Source organism: Pantoea sp. AG702, from assembly GCF_003182295.1.
Taxonomy (GTDB): domain Bacteria; phylum Pseudomonadota; class Gammaproteobacteria; order Enterobacterales; family Enterobacteriaceae; genus Pantoea; species Pantoea ananatis.
Map to the genome: position 1 here is coordinate 1 of NZ_QGTU01000018.1, position 2,183 is coordinate 2,183.

The 2,183-nt window shown below is 53.6% G+C and carries 1 rRNA gene; it reads left to right on the forward strand.

Annotation, left to right across the window (positions count from 1 at the left end):
• Positions 1-19: 19 nt before the first annotated feature.
• Positions 20-2,183 (forward strand): 23S ribosomal RNA (locus DFO57_RS22505); the annotation flags it as partial.

A 2,183-nucleotide genomic window follows, 5' to 3' on the forward strand; every position in this document is an offset into this window, starting at 1 on the left:
AAACGCCTGTGGGTTGTGAGGTTAAGCGACTAAGCGTACACGGTGGATGCCCTGGCAGTCAGAGGCGATGAAGGGCGTGCTAATCTGCGATAAGCGCCGGTAAGGTGATATGAACCGCTACAACCGGCGATACCCGAATGGGGAAACCCAGTGTGACTCGTCACACTATCATGCAGTGAATACATAGCTGTATGAGGCGAACCGGGGGAACTGAAACATCTAAGTACCCCGAGGAAAAGAAATCAACCGAGATTCCCCCAGTAGCGGCGAGCGAACGGGGAGGAGCCCAGAACCATCATCAGCTTGTGCATCAGTGGAAGCGTCTGGAAAGTCGCAGGGTACAGGGTGATACTCCCGTACACAAAGGTGCACAGGCTGTGAGTTCGATGAGTAAGGCGGGACACGTGGTATCCTGTCTGAATATGGGGGGACCATCCTCCAAGGCTAAATACTCCTGACTGACCGATAGTGAACCAGTACCGTGAGGGAAAGGCGAAAAGAACCCCGGCGAGGGGAGTGAAACAGAACCTGAAACCGTGTACGTACAAGCAGTGGGAGCCTCTTTATGGGGTGACTGCGTACCTTTTGTATAATGGGTCAGCGACTTATATTCTGTAGCAAGGTTAACCGCATAGGGGAGCCGCAGGGAAACCGAGTCTTAACTGGGCGTTAAGTTGCAGGGTATAGACCCGAAACCCGGTGATCTAGCCATGGGCAGGTTGAAGGTTGGGTAACACTAACTGGAGGACCGAACCGACTAATGTTGAAAAATTAGCGGATGACCTGTGGCTGGGGGTGAAAGGCCAATCAAACCGGGAGATAGCTGGTTCTCCCCGAAAGCTATTTAGGTAGCGCCTCGTGAACTCATCTCCGGGGGTAGAGCACTGTTTCGGCTAGGGGGCCATCCCGGCTTACCAACCCGATGCAAACTGCGAATACCGGAGAATGTTATCACGGGAGACACACGGCGGGTGCTAACGTCCGTCGTGAAGAGGGAAACAACCCAGACCGCCAGCTAAGGTCCCAAAGTCATGGTTAAGTGGGAAACGATGTGGGAAGGCCCAGACAGCCAGGATGTTGGCTTAGAAGCAGCCATCATTTAAAGAAAGCGTAATAGCTCACTGGTCGAGTCGGCCTGCGCGGAAGATGTAACGGGGCTAAACCATGCACCGAAGCTGCGGCAGCGACGCTTATGCGTTGTTGGGTAGGGGAGCGTTCTGTAAGCCGTCGAAGGTGTGCTGTGAGGCATGCTGGAGGTATCAGAAGTGCGAATGCTGACATAAGTAACGATAAACAAGGTGAAAAACCTTGTCGCCGGAAGACCAAGGGTTCCTGTTCAACGTTAATCGGAGCAGGGTGAGTCGACCCCTAAGGCGAGGCCGAAAGGCGTAGTCGATGGGAAACAGGTTAATATTCCTGTACTTGGTGTTACTGCGAAGGGGGGACGGAGAAGGCTATATCAGCCGGGCGACGGTTGTCCCGGTTTAAGCGTGTAGGTGTGTGTTCCAGGCAAATCCGGTTCACTTTACACTGAGGCGTGACGACGAGGCACTACGGTGCTGAAGTGATAAATGCCCTGCTTCCAGGAAAAGCCTCTAAGCATCAGGTAACACAAAATCGTACCCCAAACCGACACAGGTGGTCAGGTAGAGAATACCAAGGCGCTTGAGAGAACTCGGGTGAAGGAACTAGGCAAAATGGTGCCGTAACTTCGGGAGAAGGCACGCTGGCGCGTAGGTGAAGGGACTTGCTCCCGGAGCTGAAGCCAGTCGAAGATACCAGCTGGCTGCAACTGTTTATTAAAAACACAGCACTGTGCAAACACGAAAGTGGACGTATACGGTGTGACGCCTGCCCGGTGCCGGAAGGTTAATTGATGGGGTTATCCGCAAGGAGAAGCTCTTGATCGAAGCCCCGGTAAACGGCGGCCGTAACTATAACGGTCCTAAGGTAGCGAAATTCCTTGTCGGGTAAGTTCCGACCTGCACGAATGGCGTAATGATGGCCAGGCTGTCTCCACCCGAGACTCAGTGAAATTGAAATCGCTGTGAAGATGCAGTGTACCCGCGGCAAGACGGAAAGACCCCGTGAACCTTTACTACAGCTTGACACTGAACACTGAGCCTTGATGTGTAGGATAGGTGGGAGGCTTTGAAGCGTGGACGCCAGTCTGCGTGGAGCCG